The organism is Pseudomonas sp. HT11, assembly GCF_044875395.1.
In the GTDB taxonomy this organism is placed as follows: domain Bacteria; phylum Pseudomonadota; class Gammaproteobacteria; order Pseudomonadales; family Pseudomonadaceae; genus Aquipseudomonas.
Genome location: NZ_CP173217.1, coordinates 5,809,668 through 5,829,357, shown reverse-complemented (window position 1 = coordinate 5,829,357; position 19,690 = coordinate 5,809,668). Strand labels below are relative to the sequence as shown.

At 61.6% G+C, this 19,690-nt stretch carries 17 protein-coding genes; 9 read left to right on the top strand and 8 right to left on the bottom strand.

The window, feature by feature from the left end; all coding sequences use genetic code 11:
• Positions 1–8 precede the first annotated feature (8 nt).
• The 4 genes from ABWL43_RS26955 to ABWL43_RS26940 form a co-directional block, all read right to left on the bottom strand.
• Positions 9–488, bottom strand: a complete 480-nt coding sequence (locus ABWL43_RS26955; protein WP_404485556.1) for a thioesterase family protein — start codon at positions 486–488, stop codon at positions 9–11.
• Between the two features lie 117 nt (positions 489–605).
• A complete protein-coding gene (locus ABWL43_RS26950) occupies positions 606–1,571 on the bottom strand; it encodes an L-carnitine dehydrogenase (RefSeq protein ID WP_404485554.1) in 966 nt (321 codons plus the stop codon).
• A 144-nt stretch (positions 1,572–1,715) separates the two neighbouring features.
• Entirely contained in the window at positions 1,716–2,603 is an 888-nt protein-coding gene (locus ABWL43_RS26945; RefSeq protein WP_119737554.1) for a 3-keto-5-aminohexanoate cleavage protein, read from the bottom strand.
• Positions 2,604–2,680: 77 nt separating this feature from the next.
• Entirely contained in the window at positions 2,681–3,625 is a 945-nt protein-coding gene (locus ABWL43_RS26940; RefSeq protein WP_404485551.1) for a choline ABC transporter substrate-binding protein, read from the bottom strand.
• Between the two features lie 194 nt (positions 3,626–3,819).
• Between ABWL43_RS26940 and ABWL43_RS26935 the strand changes: the two genes are divergently transcribed.
• Together ABWL43_RS26935 and ABWL43_RS26930 are read left to right on the top strand one after the other, a co-directional pair.
• Positions 3,820–4,764 carry a GlxA family transcriptional regulator gene (locus ABWL43_RS26935; RefSeq protein ID WP_106575597.1) on the top strand — a complete coding sequence of 315 codons (945 nt, stop codon included), beginning with the start codon at positions 3,820–3,822 and terminating at the stop codon, positions 4,762–4,764.
• A gap of 68 nt (positions 4,765–4,832) precedes the next feature.
• Positions 4,833–5,999, top strand: coding sequence for an AAA family ATPase (locus ABWL43_RS26930; RefSeq protein WP_145157558.1), 1,167 nt, complete (start codon positions 4,833–4,835; stop codon positions 5,997–5,999).
• A gap of 124 nt (positions 6,000–6,123) precedes the next feature.
• On the opposite strand, the gene ABWL43_RS26925 is transcribed toward ABWL43_RS26930, so the two are convergent.
• Both ABWL43_RS26925 and ABWL43_RS26920 read right to left on the bottom strand, forming a co-directional pair.
• Entirely contained in the window at positions 6,124–6,540 is a 417-nt protein-coding gene (locus ABWL43_RS26925) for a DUF3010 family protein (protein ID WP_404485547.1), read from the bottom strand.
• A gap of 40 nt (positions 6,541–6,580) precedes the next feature.
• Positions 6,581–6,982 carry a lysozyme inhibitor LprI family protein gene (locus tag ABWL43_RS26920; protein ID WP_119737558.1) on the bottom strand — a complete coding sequence of 134 codons (402 nt, stop codon included), beginning with the start codon at positions 6,980–6,982 and terminating at the stop codon, positions 6,581–6,583.
• Between the two features lie 218 nt (positions 6,983–7,200).
• Between ABWL43_RS26920 and ABWL43_RS26915 the strand changes: the two genes are divergently transcribed.
• The 6 genes from ABWL43_RS26915 to ABWL43_RS26890 all read left to right on the top strand — a co-directional run bounded on the left by ABWL43_RS26915 (position 7,201) and on the right by ABWL43_RS26890 (position 14,959).
• Complete coding sequence (locus ABWL43_RS26915) at positions 7,201–8,178, top strand: dipeptidase (protein ID WP_404485544.1); 978 nt, start codon at positions 7,201–7,203, stop codon at positions 8,176–8,178.
• Positions 8,179–8,248: 70 nt separating this feature from the next.
• Positions 8,249–8,779: a DUF5943 domain-containing protein gene (locus ABWL43_RS26910; RefSeq protein WP_034116150.1), complete on the top strand. Its 531-nt coding sequence runs from the start codon at positions 8,249–8,251 to the stop codon at positions 8,777–8,779.
• A gap of 16 nt (positions 8,780–8,795) precedes the next feature.
• On the top strand, positions 8,796–10,856 hold the full coding sequence (gene dgcA / locus ABWL43_RS26905; protein WP_404485541.1) for a dimethylglycine demethylation protein DgcA: 2,061 nt from the start codon (positions 8,796–8,798) through the stop codon (positions 10,854–10,856).
• Between the two features lie 158 nt (positions 10,857–11,014).
• The gene (dgcB, locus tag ABWL43_RS26900) at positions 11,015–12,958 is read left to right on the top strand and encodes a dimethylglycine demethylation protein DgcB (RefSeq protein WP_404485538.1); all 1,944 of its coding nucleotides are present in this window, start codon (positions 11,015–11,017) and stop codon (positions 12,956–12,958) included.
• The gene (locus ABWL43_RS26895; protein ID WP_404485536.1) at positions 12,958–14,178 is read left to right on the top strand and encodes an electron transfer flavoprotein subunit alpha/FixB family protein; all 1,221 of its coding nucleotides are present in this window, start codon (positions 12,958–12,960) and stop codon (positions 14,176–14,178) included. Before dgcB ends, ABWL43_RS26895 begins: the two co-directional genes overlap by 1 nt.
• Positions 14,179–14,188: 10 nt before the next feature.
• Complete coding sequence (locus ABWL43_RS26890; protein WP_242200652.1) at positions 14,189–14,959, top strand: electron transfer flavoprotein subunit beta; 771 nt, start codon at positions 14,189–14,191, stop codon at positions 14,957–14,959.
• Between the two features lie 863 nt (positions 14,960–15,822).
• On the opposite strand, the gene gbcA is transcribed toward ABWL43_RS26890, so the two are convergent.
• The gene (gene gbcA / locus ABWL43_RS26885; protein ID WP_145157545.1) at positions 15,823–17,118 is read right to left on the bottom strand and encodes a glycine-betaine demethylase subunit GbcA; all 1,296 of its coding nucleotides are present in this window, start codon (positions 17,116–17,118) and stop codon (positions 15,823–15,825) included.
• 283 nt (positions 17,119–17,401) lie between these two features.
• On the opposite strand from gbcA, the gene gbcB reads away from it, so the two are divergent.
• Positions 17,402–18,502, top strand: coding sequence for a glycine-betaine demethylase subunit GbcB (gene gbcB / locus ABWL43_RS26880; protein WP_106575585.1), 1,101 nt, complete (start codon positions 17,402–17,404; stop codon positions 18,500–18,502).
• A 77-nt stretch (positions 18,503–18,579) separates the two neighbouring features.
• Here the strand turns inward: gbcB and ABWL43_RS26875 are convergent, their stop codons facing one another.
• Positions 18,580–19,620, bottom strand: a complete 1,041-nt coding sequence (locus tag ABWL43_RS26875; protein ID WP_106575584.1) for a low specificity L-threonine aldolase — start codon at positions 19,618–19,620, stop codon at positions 18,580–18,582.
• Between the last annotated feature and the right edge of the window lie 70 nt (positions 19,621–19,690).

Below are 19,690 nucleotides of genomic sequence, written 5' to 3'. Positions count from 1 at the left end.
GGGGCTCCTTATTGTTTTTTGGGCGGCAATCCAATCACGCGGCCGAGGAGGGCGGGGCGTGGCAACTCGGCCTGCTGCGCGCTGATCGCGATGAGTTTTTCCAGAGTGGCCTCGGTGAACGGCGCCGAATGCGGACCGGCGAGGTTGACGTGCAGCAGCATCTGTTCGTTGCCGGCCAGTTCCTTCTCCTCTGCGACCAGGTGCAGGCTGTGATAGAGGTGCAGGCGCTTGGCATCGTGGGCGATCAGCTGAGTGCGCACCTCGACCTCGGCACCGAGTTTCACCTCATGCAGGTAGTTCAGGTGCAGTTCCAATGTGAACAGTGAATGGCCGCTGGCCTCACGGTTTTCACTGTCCAAACCCAGGGTGTCCATCAGTGCGTCGGTGGCGTAGCTGAAAATCAGCAGGTAGAACGCATCGCGCAGGTGGCCGTTGTAATCCACCCAGTCGGGCTGGATTTTGGTGGTGTAGGTGGTCAGTGCAGGCATGTCTGGGATTCCAGGTCATTACTCGGTCAACTGTGGGAGCTGGCTTGCCTGCGATGGCGGCGGTGAGTCGTACACCGCTGTCGCAGGCAAGCCAGCCCCCACAGAAATCAACAGCAGTTACTCGGCGAAGCTCATACCGTGCTTGGCTTTGGTGGTCTTCACCGCCTCCAGCACCGCCAACAGGCAATCATCACGATAGCGCTCCAGCGCCGAAATGCTGTGTGTGCCCAACTGATCGCTGGTGCCATCGACCACATCGTCGATCAACTTGTCGGTCAACTCCGGTGCCGGCAAATACGTCCACGGCAATTGCAGCGCCGGGCCGAACTGCGCCATGAAGTGGCGCATACCGGCATCGCCGCCCGCCAGGGTGTAAGTGAGGAAGGTGCCCATGAACGACCAGCGCAAGCCGGCGCCAAAGCGGATCGCATCGTCGATTTCGCCAGTGGTCGCCACGCCGTCATTCACCAGGTGCAGCGCCTCACGCCACAACGCTTCGAGCAAGCGGTCAGCGATAAACCCCGGCACTTCCTTACGCACATGCAGCGGGCGCATGCCAAGGGATTCATACACCGTGATCGCCGCCTGTATCGCTTCGGGCGCGGTGTTTTGGCCGCCCACCACTTCCACCAGCGGCAGCAGGTAAACCGGGTTGAACGGGTGGCCGACCACGCAGCGTTCCGGGTGGGTGGAACCTTCGTAGAACTCACTCGGCAACAGACCCGAAGTACTCGACCCAATCAGTGCATTCGGCTTGGCCGCGGCGCTGATTTTGCTGTGCAGTTCCAGTTTCAGTTCCAGGCGTTCCGGGGCGCTTTCCTGAATGAAGTCGGCGTCTTTCACGCACGCTTCAATGGTGTCGACAAAGCGCAGGCGGTCTTGGGATGCACCCGGTGCCAGGCCTTGTTTCTCCAAGGCGCCCCAGGCATTGGCGACGCGTTTGCGCAGGGCCACTTCGGCACCGGGCGCCGGGTCCCAGGCGACCACATCCAGGCCGTGGGCGAGGGCGCGGGATACCCAACCGCTGCCGATAACGCCGCTGCCGAGGGCGGCGAAGGTTTTGATTTCGGTGATAAAGCGCATGTCGACGTTCCCTGAATAATTCGGTGATCAATGTGGGAGCTGGCTTGCCTGCGATTGCGGTGTGTCAGTTGGAGTATTCGGTGCTGGTGTACCGCTATCGCGGGCAAGCCCGGCTCCCACAGGGTGCAGTAGTGTTTGGAAAAATTAGCCGCGCTTGGTCAGGCCCATCTTGATTCGGCCTTGCGCCGGGGTCATGACCCGCGCGCCCAGGCGGCTGAGGATTTCACTGGCGCGTTCCACCAACTGGCCGTTGGTGGCGAGCACGCCCTTGTCCAGCCACAGGTTGTCTTCCAGGCCGACCCGCACGTTGCCGCCCAGCAGCACCGCTTGGGCCGCCATCGGCATTTGCATGCGGCCGATACCGAAGCCGGCCCACACCGCGTCGGCGGGCAGGTTGTCGACCATGGCTTTCATGGTGGTGGTGTCGGCCGGCGCGCCCCAGGGGATACCCAGGCAGAGTTGGAACAGCGGGTTGTCGAGCAGGCCTTCCTTGATCATCTGCTTGGCGAACCACAGGTGGCCGGTGTCGAAGATTTCCAGCTCAGCCTTAACGCCCAGCTCCTGGATGCGCTTGGCGCCAGCACGCAGCTGGGCCGGGGTGGACACGTAAATGGTGTCGCCATCGCCAAAGTTCAGGGTGCCGCAGTCCAGGGTGCAGATTTCCGGCAGCAGCTCTTCAACGTGCGCCAGGCGCGTCAGCGGGCCGACCAGGTCGGTGTTGGGGCCGAACTCCATCGGGTTCTCGCCACCGCCGATTTCCAGGTCGCCGCCCATGCCGGCGGTGAGGTTGACGATGATGTCGATGTCGGCCTCGCGGATGCGCTCCATCACTTCGCGGTACAGCGCGACGTCGCGGCTGAACTTGCCGGTTTGCGGATCACGCACGTGGCAGTGCACCACGGTGGCGCCCGCCTTGGCGGCTTCCACGGCGGCGGCGGCGATTTGTTTGGGAGTGACCGGCACGTGTGGGCTTCTGCCGGTCGTGTCGCCAGCACCGGTGAGTGCGCAGGTGATGATGACGTCGTGGTTCATGAGTCGGTTCCTTACAGGCGGGCGTAGTGATGCCGCTCGCAGCCCACAGCGGCTGCGACACGGTGATTCGAATAGGGTTATTGGCTGGTCAGTTGCAGGTTGGCCGCGGCGGGCTTGCCGTCGAAGGTGGTCACGCCTTCAAGCCAGCGCTGCTGGTCTTGCGGGTGGTCCTTGAGCCACTGCTTGGCGGACTCAATGGCGTCCTTGTGATCCAGCAACGGCTGCATCATCCGGCTCTCGTCGGCGGCGGTGAAGGTCAGGTTGGTCAGCAGCTTGTGCACGTTCGGGCACTGTTCGGCGTAGGTCGGCGACGTGACGCTCCACACCGTGGCCATGCCTTCGTTCGGGCCCAGGGCGTCGTCGCTGCCGGTGAGGTAAGTCATCGCGACGTTGACGTTCATCGGGTGTGGCGCCCAGCCAAAGAACACCACGGCTTCCTTGCGGCGTACCGCGCGGTCGACGGCGGCGAGCATGCCGGCTTCGCTGGATTCCACCAGCTGGAATTTGCCCAGGCCGAACTGGTTCTTGGCAATCATCGCCTTGATCTGGGTGTTGGCGCCTGAACCTGGCTCGATGCCGTAGATCTTGCCGCCCAGTTCTTTCTCGAACCTGGCGATGTCGGCGAAGGTTTTCAGGCCCTTGTCCGCCAGGTAAGTCGGCACGGCGAGGGTGGCGCGCGCGTCTTCCAGGCTGGGTTTCTCGAGGACTTTGACTTGCTTGGCGTCGACGAATGGCGTGATGGTCTGGGTCATCAGCGGGTTCCAGTAACCCAGGAACAGGTCCAGGCGTTGGTCGCGAATGCCGGCGAAGATGATTTGCTGGGACGCGCTGGTCTGTTTGGTCTTGTAGCCGAGGCCGTCGAGCAACACTTGGGTCATGGCGCTGGTGGCGATCACGTCGGTCCAGTTCACCACGCCCATGCGCACGTTTTGGCAAGACGCCGCATCGGCTGCCATCACGTTGGTGCTCAAAATGGCGCTGGCGCTGAGTGCAAGCACGCAGCGGCTGATCAGTCGGTTCATGGTGGATCCCTCGGCAGGTCGTTATTGTGGGTTCCGGCGTCTTTGTGCGCCGTGGGATCAAGTTACGCAGCTTGAGGGGCGGCAAAGCGCACGGCGGCGACCAGCTCTTGCACTGCAGCGACCTGTGCCCTTGAATGGCCGGTTGAACTGGCGTATCACAGTGACCACGCTGCCCGTCCTACGAGAGCGCCACCATGTCCCAGGATTTCTACTTTCTGCTGATGCCGGGTTTCTCGGCCATCGGCTTTATCTCTGCGCTGGAACCGCTGCGCGTGGCCAACCGCTTTCGCGGCGAGCTGTACCGCTGGCACGTGCTGAGCGCCGACGGCGGCGCGGTGTTGGCGAGCAATGGCATGTCGGTCAACGCCGACGCCGCATTGGAGCCGCTGAAAAAAGGCGCGACGCTGATGGTGGTCGCCGGCTTCGAACCCTTGAAGTTCACCACGCCCGCGCTGGAGCACTGGCTGCGCCGCCTCGACCACGACGGCGTCACCCTTGGCGCCATCGACACGGGCGCCTGTGTGCTCGCTGAGGCCGGCTTGCTCGATGGCCACCGCCTCACGCTGCACTGGGAAGCCATCGATGCGTTCAAGGAGTCTTATCCACAGCTCACCGTGACCCAGGAGCTGTTCGAAATCGACCGCCGTCGCATCACCTGCGCGGGCGGCACGGCGTCCATCGACCTGATGCTCGACCTGATCGCCCAGGCCCACGGCCCGGACCTGGCGATTCAGGTTTCCGAACAATTCGTGCTCGGCCGCATCCGCCCACGCAAAGACCACCAGCGCATGCAGATCGCCACGCGCTACGGCATCAACAACAAGAAGCTGGTGCAAGTGATCGGTGAAATGGAACAACACACCGAGCCGCCGCTGACCACCCTGGCATTGGCCGAGGCGATCAAAGTCACCCGGCGCCAGTTGGAGCGGTTGTTTCGTCTGCATCTGAACGACACGCCAAGCAATTTCTACCTCGGCCTGCGCCTGGAAAAAGCCCGGCAGCTATTGCGCCAGAGCGACATGAGTGTGTTGGAGGTGAGTATTGCGTGCGGGTTTGAGTCGCCGTCGTATTTCACGCGCAGCTATCGGGCGCGGTTTGCCAAGTGCCCAAGGGAGGATCGGCGACGGGAGGTGGTTTGACGGGTAATTATAGTTAATTATACTCGCTACTATAATTTATAGTCCTTTCCATAATTGAGTATAAAAGCATGTCGAAGAACAGCGGCTTCGTATTCCGCCGCCCCGCCCTGGCAGGCAGCATTGCCGACGGTTTGGTGGGGGCCGGTATTCAGGATTTTACCTCTGGTCTGTTTCTCGCGGCGCCGCGCCGCACCGGCAAAAGCACTTTTTTGCGTGAAGACCTGATCCCCGAGTGCCAACTGCGGGGTTGGCTGACGGTGTATGTCGATCTCTGGGCCGACAAAGAGAAAGATCCGGCGGAGTTGATCGCCAGCGCCATTGCCGCTGCGCTGGTGCCTTATGAAAAGGGCATTCGCAAACTCGCCAAGAACATTGGCATCGAGAAACTAAGCTTTCTGCGCACCCTGTCCTGGGACTTCACCAAGCCACAATTGCCCGTCGGTGCAACACTGACCCAAGCCTTGGAGCTGCTCCACAGCGCCGCGGAAAAACCCGTGGTGCTGGTGATTGACGAAGCGCAGCATGCTTTAACCACCGAGTCCGGTATCAACGCGATGTTCGCGTTGAAAGCTGCCCGGGATCAGCTCAACCAAGGCCGTGACGAAGAGGGCAGCGGCTTGCGCCTGGTGTTCACCGGGTCCAACCGCGACAAGCTGGCGCATTTGGTGTTGGGCAAAAGCCAGCCGTTCTTCGGCTCCAGCATCACGCCGTTTCCCTTGCTCGGCAAAGCGTTCACCCAAGCCTACACTGCGCACCTCAACGCGCATTTGGCCAGCACCAATCAATTCGACGCGGCGGATATCGACGAAGCCTTCGAGCTGGTAGGCCGTCGCCCCGAGATGCTGCGCACCATTATTGGCGAAGTGGCGCTGGAGCTGGGCGAAGCGAGCAACTTAGGCCAGTTGCTGCACAGTCGTGCTGAATTCCTGCGCGCGGGCGTGTGGACGGAGTTCGAAAGCGCCTGGAACAACCTCACCATCCCCCAGCGCGCCGTGCTGGAGGTGATGGTGGAGCGTTCGCAGAACAACGAACCCTTTGCGCCGTTCACCGACAGCACGCTGATGGCGGTGAGCAAAGCGCTGGAAGACATGGGCAGCGATGTGGTGCCGGGCACCCAGACCATTCAGGCGTGCATCGATGCGTTGCGCGACAAGGAGCTGGTGTGGAAGTCGAGCCGGGGCGGCTATGCCCTGGAAGACAAATCCTTCGGGGATTGGCTGCTGCACAAGCGCTGAAGCGCACCACAAAACCAATGTGGGAGGGGGCTTGCCCCCGATAGCGGTGGGTCAGCAGCCTATAAGTGACTGAAACACCGACATCGGGGGCAAGCCCCCTCCCACATTTGATAGGCGTCGTGGTTTATTTCTTTACCAGCGCCGAACACGCGGCCTTGAAGGCCTCGTGCTGATACTTGTTCAGCGAAGCCGGCAACTCAAAGCCGTGCTTCTTGTTCTGCGCATTGATGGTCTGCGGCGACAGCAACGTCACCTCAACCCCCTCCAGCAGCTGAAACACGCCTTCAATCTTGAACGTGGTCGGGCCACCGGCGAACTCGCCTTTCTTGCTGCGCTTCTTGATCGCGATGCGGGTGATGGCGTTTGCCTGCACAAACGCCTTCACCTGCGCGGCGAAGGCTTTGACGTTGGCTGCCTCATCGTCGTCTTCCAGGGCGATTTTCTTGGTGGCCAGGGCGACGTGGGTCAGCGCCTGGTTGTCCAGGGAGGCGACAGCGATGATGGCTTCGCTGCCTTTGATTTCGATGCCGCAAATAGTCATGAATGGCCTTGATACAGAGGAAAGTGGCAGAGATTGTCGCTTATTCCTGCCCGATCGACTCCAAAAACTCCGACCGCTCATCACTCATCCGCGCCAGGCAGTCATTGAGTTGAATCGCGTATTCCTTGCTGCCGTTGACTGCCGGGAAGGTGTCCACTGCGCAATCGGCGTCACGCAGTTTTTCCCACTTTTGCTGAGCATCCTTCAGACGAGCGGTAATGTCGGCCAGTTGCGACTTGTTGCTGCCATAGGTCGAACCCATGCGTTCCAGCAGGCCTTGATAGTTGTCTTTGAGCAATTGTTCAGCGGTGGTTTTGTTGTAAGTGGCGCATTCCAGGGTTTGTTTGTCGTTTTCGATGCCATCGCAGGGCGTGTTGTCGGTGTCTTCGGCCGCGTGGACGCCGGTTGCGATGAGTGCCAAAGCCAGGAAAATCGATTTCATTGCGCCGTCTCATATCAGGTGATGCGGAATTCTGGCTCAAGCGTAAGACAAAGAACAGTCGTCAGTCAGACGTGTCATGTAGGCCTTTGTCGCGGATTGACGCTTTCGGCAATTCCCCTGTCGTTTTTGCACCCGGTTCGTTCAGCCCCTGGGCATATGCTGGCCCCAAAGCGCCGGCAGACGATTCGGCGCATGAATCGCCAATAAGGGGACGCCTGATGAGCCCAGCGCAATTGCACGCCGACAGCATCGTTATCGACGGGCTGATCATTGCCAAGTGGAACCGCGACCTGTTCGAGGACATGCGCAAAGGTGGGCTGACCGCCGCCAACTGCACCGTGTCGGTGTGGGAAGGCTTCCAGGCCACGATCAATAACATCGTGGCCAGCCAGACCCTGATCCGTGAGAACAGCGACTTGGTGATCCCGGTGAAAACCACCGCCGACATCCGCAAAGCCAAGGAACAGGGCAAAACCGGCATCATCTTCGGCTTCCAGAACGCCCATGCGTTCGAAGACCAGTTGGGCTACGTCGAGATCTTCAAGCAGCTCGGGGTGGGCGTGGTGCAGATGTGCTACAACACCCAAAACCTGGTCGGCACCGGCTGCTACGAGCGCGATGGCGGCCTATCGGGTTTTGGCCGTGAAGTCGTCGGCGAGATGAACCGCGTCGGCATCATGTGCGACCTGTCCCACGTCGGCTCCAAGACCAGCGAAGAAGTCATCCTCGAATCGAAAAAGCCGGTGTGCTACTCCCACTGCCTGCCGTCCGGCCTGAAAGAGCACCCGCGCAACAAGTCCGATGAAGAGCTGAAGTTCATCGCCGACCACGGCGGTTTTGTCGGCGTGACCATGTTCGCGCCATTCCTGGCCAAGGGCATCGATTCGACCATCGACGACTACGCCGAAGCCATCGAATACACCATGAACATCGTCGGCGAAGACGCCATCGGCATCGGTACCGACTTCACCCAGGGCCATGGCCAGGATTTCTTTGACATGCTGACCCATGACAAGGGCTACGCCCGCCGCCTGACCAGCTTCGGCAAGATCATCAACCCGCTGGGCATCCGCACCGTGGGCGAGTTCCCCAACCTCACCGAGACCCTGCTCAAGCGCGGCCACAGCGAGCGTGTGGTACGCAAGATCATGGGCGAAAACTGGGTCAACGTCCTCAAGGACGTCTGGGGCGAATAAGCCAACCTCTCTTTTCCTCCGGCCATCTGTGCCGGGGGCATCAAAACGAATTTTCTGGAGTTAAGTTTCCATGGCCAAGATCGCCCCGCAATTGCCAATCGAAGTCGACAGCGAAACCGGTGTCTGGACCTCCGACGCCCTGCCGATGCTGTACGTGCCGCGCCATTTCTTCGTCAATAACCACATGGGTATCGAGGAAGTGCTGGGCGCAGATGCCTACGCCGAAATCCTCTACAAGGCCGGCTACAAATCCGCCTGGCACTGGTGTGAAAAAGAAGCTGAATGCCACGGCCTGGAAGGCGTCGCGGTGTTCGAGCACTACATGAAGCGCCTGTCGCAACGCGGCTGGGGCCTGTTCAAGATCCAGGACATCGACCTCGACAAAGGCACCGCCAGCGTCAAGCTCGAGCACTCGGCATTTGTCTACGTGTACGGCAAGGTCGGGCGCAAGGTCGACTACATGTTCACCGGCTGGTTTGCCGGCGCCATGGACCAGATTCTGCAGGCGCGTGGCAGTCAGATCCGCACCGTGGCCGAGCAAGTGTACGGAGGCTCCGAAGAGGGCCACGACGACGGCCTGTTCACCGTCAAGCCGTTGTAAGTCGAGGAACCGTGCCATGGCTTTCGAAGCAATGTTCGCGCCGATCCAGATCGGCAAACTGACCATCCGCAACCGCGTGCTCAGTACCGCCCACGCCGAGGTGTATGCCACCGACGGCGGCATGACCACCGACCGCTATGTGAAGTATTACGAAGAGAAAGCCAAGGGCGGGATCGGCCTGGCGATCTGCGGCGGTTCTTCCAGTGTGGCCATCGACAGCCCGCAAGGCTGGTGGAAATCGGTGAACCTGGCCGACGACCGGATCATCCCGCACTTCCAGAACCTGGCCGATGCCATGCACAAACATGGCGCCAAGATCATGATCCAGATTACCCACATGGGCCGTCGCTCGCGCTGGGATGGCGAGCATTGGCCCACATTGCTGTCGCCGTCGGGCATCCGCGAGCCGGTGCACCGCGCCACCTGCAAAACCATCGAGCCGGAAGAAATCTGGCGGGTGATCGGCAACTACGCCAGCGCGGCGGCGCGCGCCAAGGCCGGAGGCCTGGATGGCGTGGAGTTGTCGGCGGTTCACCAGCACATGATCGACCAGTTCTGGAGCCCACGGGTCAACAAACGCACCGACGAATGGGGCGGCAGCTTTGAAAACCGCATGCGTTTTGGCCTTGAGGTATTGAAGGCTGTGCGGGCTGAGGTCGGCCCGGATTTCTGCGTGGGCATCCGCCTGTGCGGCGATGAATTTCACCCGGACGGCCTGTCCCACGAGGACATGAAACAGATCGCCAAGTATTACGACGACACCGGCATGTTGGACTTTATCGGCGTGGTCGGCTCGGGTTGCGACACCCACAACACCCTGGCCAACGTGATCCCGAACATGAGTTATCCACCGGAGCCCTTTTTGCACCTGGCGGCCGGGATCAAGGAAGTGGTCAAGGCCCCGGTGCTGCACGCGCAGAACATCAAGGACCCGAACCAGGCCACGCGCATTCTGGAAGGCGGCTACGTGGACATGGTCGGCATGACCCGTGCGCACATCGCCGACCCGCACCTGATCGCCAAGATCAAGATGGGCCAGATCGACCAGATCAAACAGTGCGTCGGCGCCAACTACTGCATCGACCGCCAGTACCAAGGGCTGGATGTGCTGTGCATCCAGAACGCCGCGACTTCGCGTGAATACATGGGCGTGCCGCACATCATCGAGAAGTCCACCGGGCCCAAACGCAAAGTCGTGGTGGTCGGTGCCGGCCCTGCCGGGATGGAAGCCGCACGCGTCGCCGCCGAGCGTGGCCATGACGTGACGCTGTTCGAGAAGAAAGACTTTATCGGCGGGCAAATCACCACCGCTTCCAAAGCACCGCAGCGCGACCAGATTGCCGGTATTACGCGTTGGTTCCAGCTGGAGCTGGCGCGCTTGAACGTCGACCTGCGCCTGGGCGTGGCGGCAAACGCCGATGCGATCCTCGACTTGCGCCCGGACGTGGTGGTGCTGGCCGTCGGCGGGCATCCGTTCCTGGAGCAGAACGAACATTGGGGCGCGGCCGAAGGCCTGGTGGTCAGCAGTTGGGACGTGCTCGACGGCAAGGTCGCGCCGGGCAAGAACGTGCTGGTGTACGACACCATTTGCGAATTCACCGGCATGTCGGTGGCGGACTTCCTGGCCGACAAAGGCTGCCAGGTCGAGATCGTCACCGACGACATCAAGCCGGGTGTGGCCGTGGGCGGTACGTCGTTCCCGACCTACTACCGCAGCATGTACCCGAAAGAAGTGATCATGACCGGCGACATGATGCTGGAAAAGGTCTACCGCGAAGGCGACAAGCTGGTGGCGGTGCTGGAGAACGAATACACCGGCGCCAAGGAAGAACGCGTGGTCGATCAAGTGGTGGTCGAGAACGGCGTGCGTCCGGATGAAGAGATCTACTACGCGCTCAAGCAGGGTTCGCGCAACAAAGGCCAGATGGACATCGAAGCGCTGTTCGCGATCCAGCCGCAGCCGTGCCTGAGCGAGCCGGGCGAGGGGTACTTGCTGTTCCGCATCGGTGACTGTGTGGCGCAGCGTAATACCCACGCCGCGATCTATGACGCCCTGCGCCTGTGCAAGGATTTCTGACGAGGTGAACTCGGTCAAAAAGGCGGGAGGGGGCTTGCCCCCGATGGCGGCGGGTCAGGTGATACAGCTGTAGCTGACCCACCGCTTTCGGGGGCAAGCCCCCTCCCACATTCAGGCCAGTTTCACAGTAGATATGTGCGGTTTGTGGGAGCTTCACCATGTTGAACACCTTGCTGCCTGTTCTTTTGTTCGCGGCGCTGGGCCTGGCTTTGCTGGGCGCCCTGCGCCGGGTGAACATGTGGCGCCGCGGCCGCGCCTCCAAGGTCGACCTGCTCGGCGGTCTGCTGGCCATGCCCAAGCGTTACATGGTCGACCTGCACCACGTGGTCGCCCGCGACAAATACATCGCCAACACCCACGTCGCCACCGCCCTGGGCTTTGTGCTGTCGGCGTTGCTGGCGATTCTGGTGCACGGTTTCGCCCTGCATAACCGCATCCTCGGCTACGCCTTGCTGCTGGCGTCGGTGCTGATGTTTGTCGGCGCCACGTTCGTCTACCTGCGCCGTCGCAACCCGCCGTCGCGCCTGTCGAAAGGCCCGTGGATGCGCCTGCCGAAAAGCCTGATGGCGTTCTCGGTGAGCTTCTTCCTGGTGACGTTGCCGGTGGCCGGGATTCTGCCGGCCGACTTCGGTGGCTGGCTGCTGGCGGCATTGCTGAGCCTGGGCGTGCTGTGGGGCGTGTCGGAAATGTTCTTCGGCATGACCTGGGGCGGCCCGATGAAACACGCCTTCGCCGGTGCGCTGCACTTGGCCTGGCACCGCCGCGCCGAACGTTTTGGTGGCGGCCGTTCCACCGGCTTGAAGCCGCTGGACTTGAGCGATAAAACCGCGCCGCTGGGCGTGGAAAAACCCAAGGATTTCACCTGGAACCAACTGCTCGGCTTCGATGCCTGCGTGCAGTGCGGCAAGTGTGAAGCCGCCTGCCCGGCGTTCGCCGCCGGCCAGCCGCTGAACCCGAAGAAGTTGATTCAGGACATGGTCGTCGGCCTGGCCGGTGGCACCGATGCCAAGTTCGCCGGCAGCCCGTATCCCGGCAAACCGGTGGGCGAACATGCCGGTAACCCGCACCAGCCGATCGTCAACGGCCTGGTGGATGCCGAAACCCTGTGGTCGTGCACCACCTGCCGCGCCTGCGTGGAAGAGTGCCCGATGATGATCGAGCACGTGGACGCCATCGTCGACATGCGCCGCCACCTCACCCTGGAAAAAGGCGCCACGCCGAACAAGGGCGCCGAAGTCCTGGAAAACCTGATCGCCACCGACAACCCCGGCGGTTTTGCACCGGGTGGCCGCCTGAACTGGGCGGCGGATTTGAACCTGCCGCTGTTCAGTGAAAAAGGCAGCGCCGACGTGTTGTTCTGGGTCGGCGACGGCGCCTTCGACATGCGCAACCAACGCACCCTGCGCGCCTTCGTCAAAGTGCTGAAAGCGGCCAAGGTCGACTTCGCGGTGCTCGGCCTGGAAGAGCGCGACAGCGGCGATGTCGCGCGGCGCCTGGGCGATGAAGCCACCTTCCAGTTGCTGGCCACGCGCAATATCCAGACCCTGGAAAAATACTGCTTCAAGCGCATCGTCACCTGCGACCCGCACAGCTTCCACGTACTGAAAAACGAGTACGGCGCCTTCAACGGCAACTACCGGGTGCAGCACCACAGCACCTTCATGGCCGAACTGATCGGCGACGGCGCGTTGAACCTGGGCCAGCACAAAGGCGACAGCGTGACCTATCACGACCCTTGTTACCTGGGCCGCTACAACGGCGAATACGAGGCGCCGCGCCAAGTGCTGCGCGCGCTGGGCATCGAGGTCAAGGAGATGCAACGCTCGGGCTTCCGTTCACGCTGCTGCGGGGGCGGTGGCGGTGCGCCGATCACCGACATTCCCGGCAAGCAACGCATTCCCGATATGCGCATGGAAGACATCCGCGAAACCGGCGCCGAGCTGGTGGCTGTGGGTTGCCCGCAGTGCACGGCGATGCTCGAAGGTGTGGTTGAACCGCGCCCGTTGATCAAAGACATCGCCGAACTGGTGGCTGACGCTTTGCTCGAAGACGCCGCCCCGGCAAAAGCCCCGATTAAGCGTGAACCTGCGGAGGTGCACTGATGAGCGACATTATCCGCCGCGACCCACGGGCCGAATGGATTGCCCGCAACCGCCTGCACCCGCTGCATGCGGCGATGCAGCCGCTGCAACACAGCTGGATGGGACCCAACGGCGTCATCCGCAAGAACATGCATGGGGTCGGTTTTATCGGCCCCAACGGCATCAAACGCATTGACCGCAGCGGTGCCCAGCAGGGCGGCGCGGCCAAGCGCACAGCGGCGGTGCAAGTGCAGTTGCCGCTGCATCAGGTACCGGCGCCGGCGTTTTATATCAGCGTGGTGCCGGACATGGTCGGCGGCCGCCTGAGCAGCCACGACCGCGACGTGCTCGGCCTGGCGCGGCAACTCGCCGGCAGCGACGGCGCTGTGCTGGCGGTGGTGTTTGGCGACCACAAGGAAAGCGCGTTTGCCACGGCCGGCGTTGATCGCCTGCTGGTGTTGGAAGGTCACGAATTCGACGGTTATTCACCGGAGCAACGCGTCCAGGGTCTGCGGGCTGTGGATAACCAGTTCAACCCGCGCCACTGGCTGCTGCCGGACAGCCGCAGTGGCGGTGGCGAGTTGGGCCGGCGTTTTGCCGCCAGCCTCAAGGAGCGCCCGGCCACGCGGGTCTGGCAGATCAAGGGCGAAGAATGCATCGGCCGCGCGGGTGCGGGCCAGGAAGACTTGGCCCGGCCATTGCCGCGCCTGATCCTGGCGGCCGTGGAGTGCGCCGAACCGGTCAGCGAAACACGTCACGAGGCATTGCCCGTGGAGTTATCCACACCCTTGGCGCGCAGCTTGCCGCGTATCGAAGACCTCGGTGCGGTGGCGGTGGACCCCGGCGCGATTCCCATGGCCGAAGCGGAGTTTATTTTCTCCGGCGGCAATGGCGTGAAGGACTGGGCACTGTTCCACCGGACCGCCGCAGCCCTGGGCGCCACCGAAGGCGCCTCGCGGGTGGCGGTGGACGATGGCTTTATGGCGCGTGATCGCCAGGTCGGCGCCAGTGGCACCTGGGTCACGGCGCGGGTTTACGTGGCCGTGGGCATTTCCGGGGCGATCCAGCACCTGCAAGGCATTGGCGCCTGCGACAAGGTGGTGGCGATCAACCTCGATCCGGGCTGCGACATGATCAAGCGTGCCGACCTGTCGGTGATCGGCGAGAGCGCCGCGATTCTGCAAGCCTTGATCGCTGCGGTCGAGGCCTACCGCAATGGCGCCAAGCGCGATGCGGCTTAAGGACATGACCATGACAACACCTGTAATCAGCTTGGTATCCATCGGCGCCCACCCCACTTCCGGCCGGCCACGCCGCGCGGAGCAGGATGCCCGCGCCGTCGAGTTGGGCCTGCAAATGGCTGGGGATAAGTTGCAGGTGCTGCACGCCGGCAACATTCACGAGCCGACGTTGCGCAGTTACCTGGGCATGGGTTTGCCGCAATTGCATGTGCTTGAGCAGCCGGACGGCGCTGACGCCTTGCCGGCCCTCAGCGATTACCTGCGCGGTGCCGGTGCCCAGGTGGTGCTCACCGGCAGCCAGGCGGAAACCGGCGAGGGCTCGGGCATGTTGCCGTTTCTGCTGGCCGAGCAACTGGGCTGGCCGCTGATTGTCGGTCTGGCGCAGGTGGAGTCCATCGACGGCGGCATCGCCCACGTGCTGCAAGCCTTGCCGCGCGGGCAGCGGCGGCGCTTGAAGGTGCGCCTGCCGTTTCTGGCCACGGTGGATAACGCCGCGCCCAAGCCACGGCAAAGCGCCTACGGCCCTGGGCAGCGCGGAGAATTGGCCGCCCATGAAGTCGAGATTGAGCAGGATGAGTTATTCACAGGTGCGGTGCTGCAGCCGGCCAAGCCGCGGCCCAAGCGCCTTAAGGTGATCAAGGCCAAAAGCGGCGCCGACCGTATGAAGGCTGCTACGGCCAAGGCCAGCGGCGGCGGGGGGCAAGTGCTCAAGGGGCTTAGTCCCGAGGCGGGTGCCGAGGCCATTCTCAAGCTGCTGATTGAGGAAGGCGTGGTGCGCTGATGCCCTGTGGGAGCTGGTTTGTGTGGGAGCTGGCTTGCCTGCGATAGCCTCACTTCGGTCTGACTGATAAACCGAGTTGCCTGCATCGCGGGCAAGCCCGGCTCCCACATTGATCTGTGGGCTTACCCACAATCCCTGTTGACCCGTCTGTGGATAACCTGTTCGCGGCTGTCCACAGCCCCGGTAAATCAAGCCCTGCAGCCCCCTGTACGAAAAACAACCAGGCTAACCAGCGGTTTTTCCTGGGGTTTTTCTATGAATAACTTCTTTCGCCGGTACCGACTTGCCCCCAAAGTCTGTTGGCGCTTCTGTGGATAAGATGTTCGCTACCGGCTGCAGGCCACGCAGATAAAGGCTTTCATTGGTGTGATCAAAATTTGATCAATTCGCGTTGTTTGCCCAATTAAAACCTTGAAACCCGCGATTTATGAAGGGTTGACGCGGTTTTCCACAGCATCGGTAAAGTTGCCCCCAAAGTCTGTTGGTGCTTCTGTGGATAAGGTGTTCGCGTACTGCCACAGGCCACGTATTTAGGGGCTTTCAGAGAGTTGATCAATAAGTGATCAAACGATTGCGAAAGCGCACGGCTGGAATAAGTCACGGATTTTCTTCATTTATTTTCAGAAGACCGCGCACTTGCCCACAATTGCTGTGGGTGGCTTTGTGGATAAGTTGTTGGGCGAAGGCTGGAGGGCAAGGCGGGAAAGGGTTGCAAGGGAGTTGATCAATTCTTGAGCAGTGTGGAAACCTGATGTGGGAGCGGGCTTGCTCGCGAAGGCGGTGTGTCAGTCACCCGATGGGCTGGCTGATCCACCGCCTTCGCGGGCAAGCCCGCTCCCACATTTTGATCGGTCGCGTGTCAGTTACTCGTGTGCGGCCACGCCCTTGAGGTATGGCGCCGGCGCAGCGCCCAGGTTGCTCAGCAAGCGCTCGCTGTACCAATCCACAAAATTCACCACACCAAACTCATACGTCTTGGAGTAAGGCCCTGGCTGATAGGCGGTGGAGTTGATCCCGCGCTGGTTTTCTTCGGCCAGGCGACGGTCCTGGTCGTTGGTGGCGTCCCACACTTTGCGCATGCGCTCCACGTCGTAGTCCACGCCTTCGACGGCGTCCTTGTGCACGATCCACTTGGTGGTGACCATGGTTTCCTGGGCGCTGATCGGCCACACGGTGAACACGATGATGTGATCGCCCATGCAGTGGTTCCACGAGTGCGGCAGGTGCAGGATGCGCATCGAGCCCAGGTCCGGGTTCTTGATGCGGCCCATCAGCTTGTTGCAGCCTTGCTTGCCGTCCAGGGTCATCGACACGGTGCCCTTGAGCAGCGGCATGCGCACGATGCGGTTACGCAGGCCGAAGCTGGCGTGGGCGTAAGGGATCTTCTCGGCATCCCAGGCGGCGGCGGAAGCGGCGACGTGGTCCTTGAAGGCCTGGTCGGCGCGCGGGTCGGTGACGTCGTCCCACTCCAGTAGGGTTTTCAACAGTTCCGGGTGCGATGCGTTGCAGTGGTAGCACTCGCGGTTGTTTTCCAGCACCAGCTTCCAGTTGGCTTTTTCGAACAAGGTGGTCTGGATCGCCACCTTGGTGTTTTCCATGTCGTAGGGTTCCATGTAGTGGTTCAGCGTCGACAGGAAGTCGTCGATGGCCGGCGGGTTCTCGGCCAGGCTGATGAAGATGTAGCCGCCGGCGGTCTTCACGTTCACGGGTTTCAAGCCGTACTGCTTCATGTCGAAGTCGGCGCCCATCTCGGTGCCGGCGAACAGCAGGCGGCCGTCGAGCTCGTAGGTCCACTGGTGGTAGTGACAGACGAGTTTGGCGACCTTGCCCTTGTCGCTGGTGCACAGGCGCGAGCCACGGTGACGGCACACGTTGTGAAAGGCATGCACCACGCCCTCGGCGCCACGGATCACGATGATCGGGTTCTTGCCCACTTGCAGGGTCAGGTAGTTGCCCTTGGTGGGAATCTCGCAGGTCATGCCGGCGATCAACCACTCTTTCTGGAAGATCTCCTGCATGTCGATATCAAACAGCCGCTCGTCAGAGTAAAACGGCTGCGGCAGCGAAAAAGTGCGCTCGCGCTCTTGCAGCATTTGCGCGGTGGCCTTGCGTGCGGGTTCCAGCGGATCGCCCAAGCTTAAGGTTGCGGTGACGTCCATCGTGTGTGTCCTCAGGGCCATTCTGTGTGGCCGGCGAATAGTGGCTGATCAGGTTTTGCAGCAAGGCGTAAAGAAAGCGTCGTTGTTGGGAGCGAGTGTGGGCCCGGCAAAGGCCAGAACCTTGTCCATTAGCGACATGGCCCACTCTGATCCCGACGCGCAACCCCCGTGGTATGGGGGCTGGTCGCGATAAGTATGTGAATGTCGCAGATAGGTAAATGGACGTTTCTCGCGTTACGCAGAATCGCCACCATCAGGCCGATATACGGCTGCGGAGAACAGCATGTCCAACAGCTTCCTGAATCCGGTCACCACCCAGACCTGGGCCAATGGTCGGCACATTGTCCGTTGCGTCAAAGTCATCCAGGAAACCTGGGACGTGCGCACCTTCTGCTTCATGGCCGACCAGCCGATCCTGTTCTTTTTCAAGCCGGGGCAGTTCGTCACCCTGGAGCTGGAAATCGACGGCCAGCCGATCATGCGCTCCTACACCATCTCCAGTTCACCGTCGGTGCCGTACAGCTTTTCGGTGACGATCAAACGCGTGCCGGGCGGCAAGGTTTCCAACTGGCTGCACGACACGCTGCACGAAGGCCAGGAGCTGGCGGTGCACGGGCCGGTGGGGCTGTTCAATGCCATCGACTTCAGCAACCCCAAGGTTCTCTACCTCAGCGGCGGTGTCGGCATCACGCCGGTGATGTCCATGGCGCGTTGGTATTACGACACCAACGCCAATGTCGACATGACCTTTATCCACAGCGCGCGCTCGCCCAAAGACATCATTTATCACCGCGAGCTGGAACACATGGCGTCGCGGATCGACAACTTCAGCCTGCACCTGATCTGTGAAAAACACGGCCTGGGCGAGCCCTGGGCCGGTTATCGCGGCTACCTGAACCACAAGATGCTCGAACTGATGGTGCCGGACTTCCTCGAGCGCGAAGTGTTCTGCTGTGGCCCTACGCCTTACATGAACGCGGTGAAGCGCCTGCTGGAAGTGGCGGGCTTTGACATGACGCGTTACCACGAAGAGTCCTTTGGCGCGACACCGCCGGAAGCGCGCGCCGATGCGGTGGAACAAGCCGAACAGGCCGCCGACGCACCGGAAATCGACTTGGCCGACCTGCATCAGGTGGAATTCATTGCGTCGGGCAAGAGCATTCGTGTGGCGCCGGGCGAAACCGTCCACGCCGCTGCGGCCAAGCTTGGTTTGCTGATTCCCAAAGCCTGCGGCATGGGCATCTGCGGCACCTGCAAGGTGATGAAGCTGGGCGGGGAGGTCGAGATGGACCACAACGGCGGGATTACCGAGGAAGACGAGGCCGAAGGCTACATCCTGTCGTGCTGCAGCGTGCCGAAGGGTGATGTGCGGATCGAGTTCTGATAGGCCAAACCCTCAAGCGGGCAGGGTCAAATGTGGGAGGGGGCAAGCCCCCTCCCACATTTTGTTCAGTGGTGAATTCAGGCGCCCATCACTTCGCGGATATCGGCCGCCAATTCGCGCACGCGCTCTTCCTCGGTATCCCAGGCACACATGAACCGCGCGCCGCCTTTGCCGATGAAGGTGTAAAAGCGCCAGCCCTTGGCCGTCAAGGCCTCGATGGCCGCTTCCGAGAGTTGCAGGAACACGCCGTTGGCTTGCACCGGGAACATCAATTCCACACCAGGAATGTCCGCCACCAGGCTGCTCAGCAATTGCGCGCAGTGGTTGGCGTGGCGTGCGTGTTTGAGCCAGGCGTCGTTTTCCAGCAGGCCCACCCAGGGGGCCGAGAGAAAGCGCATCTTTGATGCAAGCTGGCCGGCCTGTTTGCAGCGGTAGTCGAAGTCTTCGGCCAGCTTGTGGTTGAAGAACAGGATGGCTTCACCCACCGCCATGCCGTTTTTCGTGCCGCCAAAGCACAGCACGTCCACGCCGGCTTTCCAGGTCAGGTCGGCCGGGGAACAGCCGAGAAACGCGCAGGCGTTGGAAAAGCGTGCGCCGTCCATGTGCAGGTTCAGGCCCAGCTCCTTGCAGGTGGCACTGATCGCGCGGATTTCTTGCGGGGTGTACACGCTGCCGACTTCAGTGGCTTGGGTCAGGGTGACCACGCGTGGTTTGGGGTAGTGAATGTCCTGGCGCTTGAGCGCGATCTCGCGGATTGATTCCGGGGTCAGCTTGCCGTTTTCGGTGCGGGCGGTGAGCAGCTTGGAGCCGTTGGAGAAAAACTCCGGCGCGCCGCATTCGTCGGTTTCGACGTGGGCGGTTTCCGAGCAAATCACGCTATGGTAGCTCTGGCACAGCGAGGACAGCGCCAGCGAGTTGGCGGCGGTGCCGTTGAAGGCGAAGAACACTTCGCAGTCGGTCTCGAACAGATTGCGGAAACCGTCGGCGGCGCGATGGGTCCATTCATCATCGCCGTAGGCGCGCTGATGGCCCTGGTTGGCGAGTTCCATGGCGGCCCAGGCTTCCGGGCAGATGCCGGAATAGTTGTCGCTGGCGAATTGTTGGCTCTTGTCGGTCATGGCCCATTCCTGTGGTCGATGTTGGTGCGCACTGTAACCAAGAACGTTGGGCGGGCGCACGCACTGTAAA

Bases quoted from the DNA above. Each gene is read 5' to 3' on its own strand.
- ABWL43_RS26955 (WP_404485556.1), bottom strand. From the start codon at position 488: ATGCCTGCACTGACCACCTACACCACCAAAATCCAGCCCGACTGGGTG.
- ABWL43_RS26875 (WP_106575584.1), bottom strand. From the start codon at position 19,620: ATGACCGACAAGAGCCAACAATTCGCCAGCGACAACTATTCCGGCATC.
- ABWL43_RS26930 (WP_145157558.1), top strand. From the start codon at position 4,833: ATGTCGAAGAACAGCGGCTTCGTATTCCGCCGCCCCGCCCTGGCAGGC.
- ABWL43_RS26915 (WP_404485544.1), top strand. From the start codon at position 7,201: ATGAGCCCAGCGCAATTGCACGCCGACAGCATCGTTATCGACGGGCTG.
- ABWL43_RS26935 (WP_106575597.1), top strand. From the start codon at position 3,820: ATGTCCCAGGATTTCTACTTTCTGCTGATGCCGGGTTTCTCGGCCATC.
- ABWL43_RS26950 (WP_404485554.1), bottom strand. From the start codon at position 1,571: ATGCGCTTTATCACCGAAATCAAAACCTTCGCCGCCCTCGGCAGCGGC.
- dgcB (WP_404485538.1), top strand. From the start codon at position 11,015: ATGTTGAACACCTTGCTGCCTGTTCTTTTGTTCGCGGCGCTGGGCCTG.
- ABWL43_RS26940 (WP_404485551.1), bottom strand. From the start codon at position 3,625: ATGAACCGACTGATCAGCCGCTGCGTGCTTGCACTCAGCGCCAGCGCC.
- ABWL43_RS26925 (WP_404485547.1), bottom strand. From the start codon at position 6,540: ATGACTATTTGCGGCATCGAAATCAAAGGCAGCGAAGCCATCATCGCT.
- gbcA (WP_145157545.1), bottom strand. From the start codon at position 17,118: ATGGACGTCACCGCAACCTTAAGCTTGGGCGATCCGCTGGAACCCGCA.
- ABWL43_RS26920 (WP_119737558.1), bottom strand. From the start codon at position 6,982: ATGAAATCGATTTTCCTGGCTTTGGCACTCATCGCAACCGGCGTCCAC.
- ABWL43_RS26910 (WP_034116150.1), top strand. From the start codon at position 8,249: ATGGCCAAGATCGCCCCGCAATTGCCAATCGAAGTCGACAGCGAAACC.
- dgcA (WP_404485541.1), top strand. From the start codon at position 8,796: ATGGCTTTCGAAGCAATGTTCGCGCCGATCCAGATCGGCAAACTGACC.
- ABWL43_RS26945 (WP_119737554.1), bottom strand. From the start codon at position 2,603: ATGAACCACGACGTCATCATCACCTGCGCACTCACCGGTGCTGGCGAC.
- gbcB (WP_106575585.1), top strand. From the start codon at position 17,402: ATGTCCAACAGCTTCCTGAATCCGGTCACCACCCAGACCTGGGCCAAT.
- ABWL43_RS26895 (WP_404485536.1), top strand. From the start codon at position 12,958: ATGAGCGACATTATCCGCCGCGACCCACGGGCCGAATGGATTGCCCGC.
- ABWL43_RS26890 (WP_242200652.1), top strand. From the start codon at position 14,189: ATGACAACACCTGTAATCAGCTTGGTATCCATCGGCGCCCACCCCACT.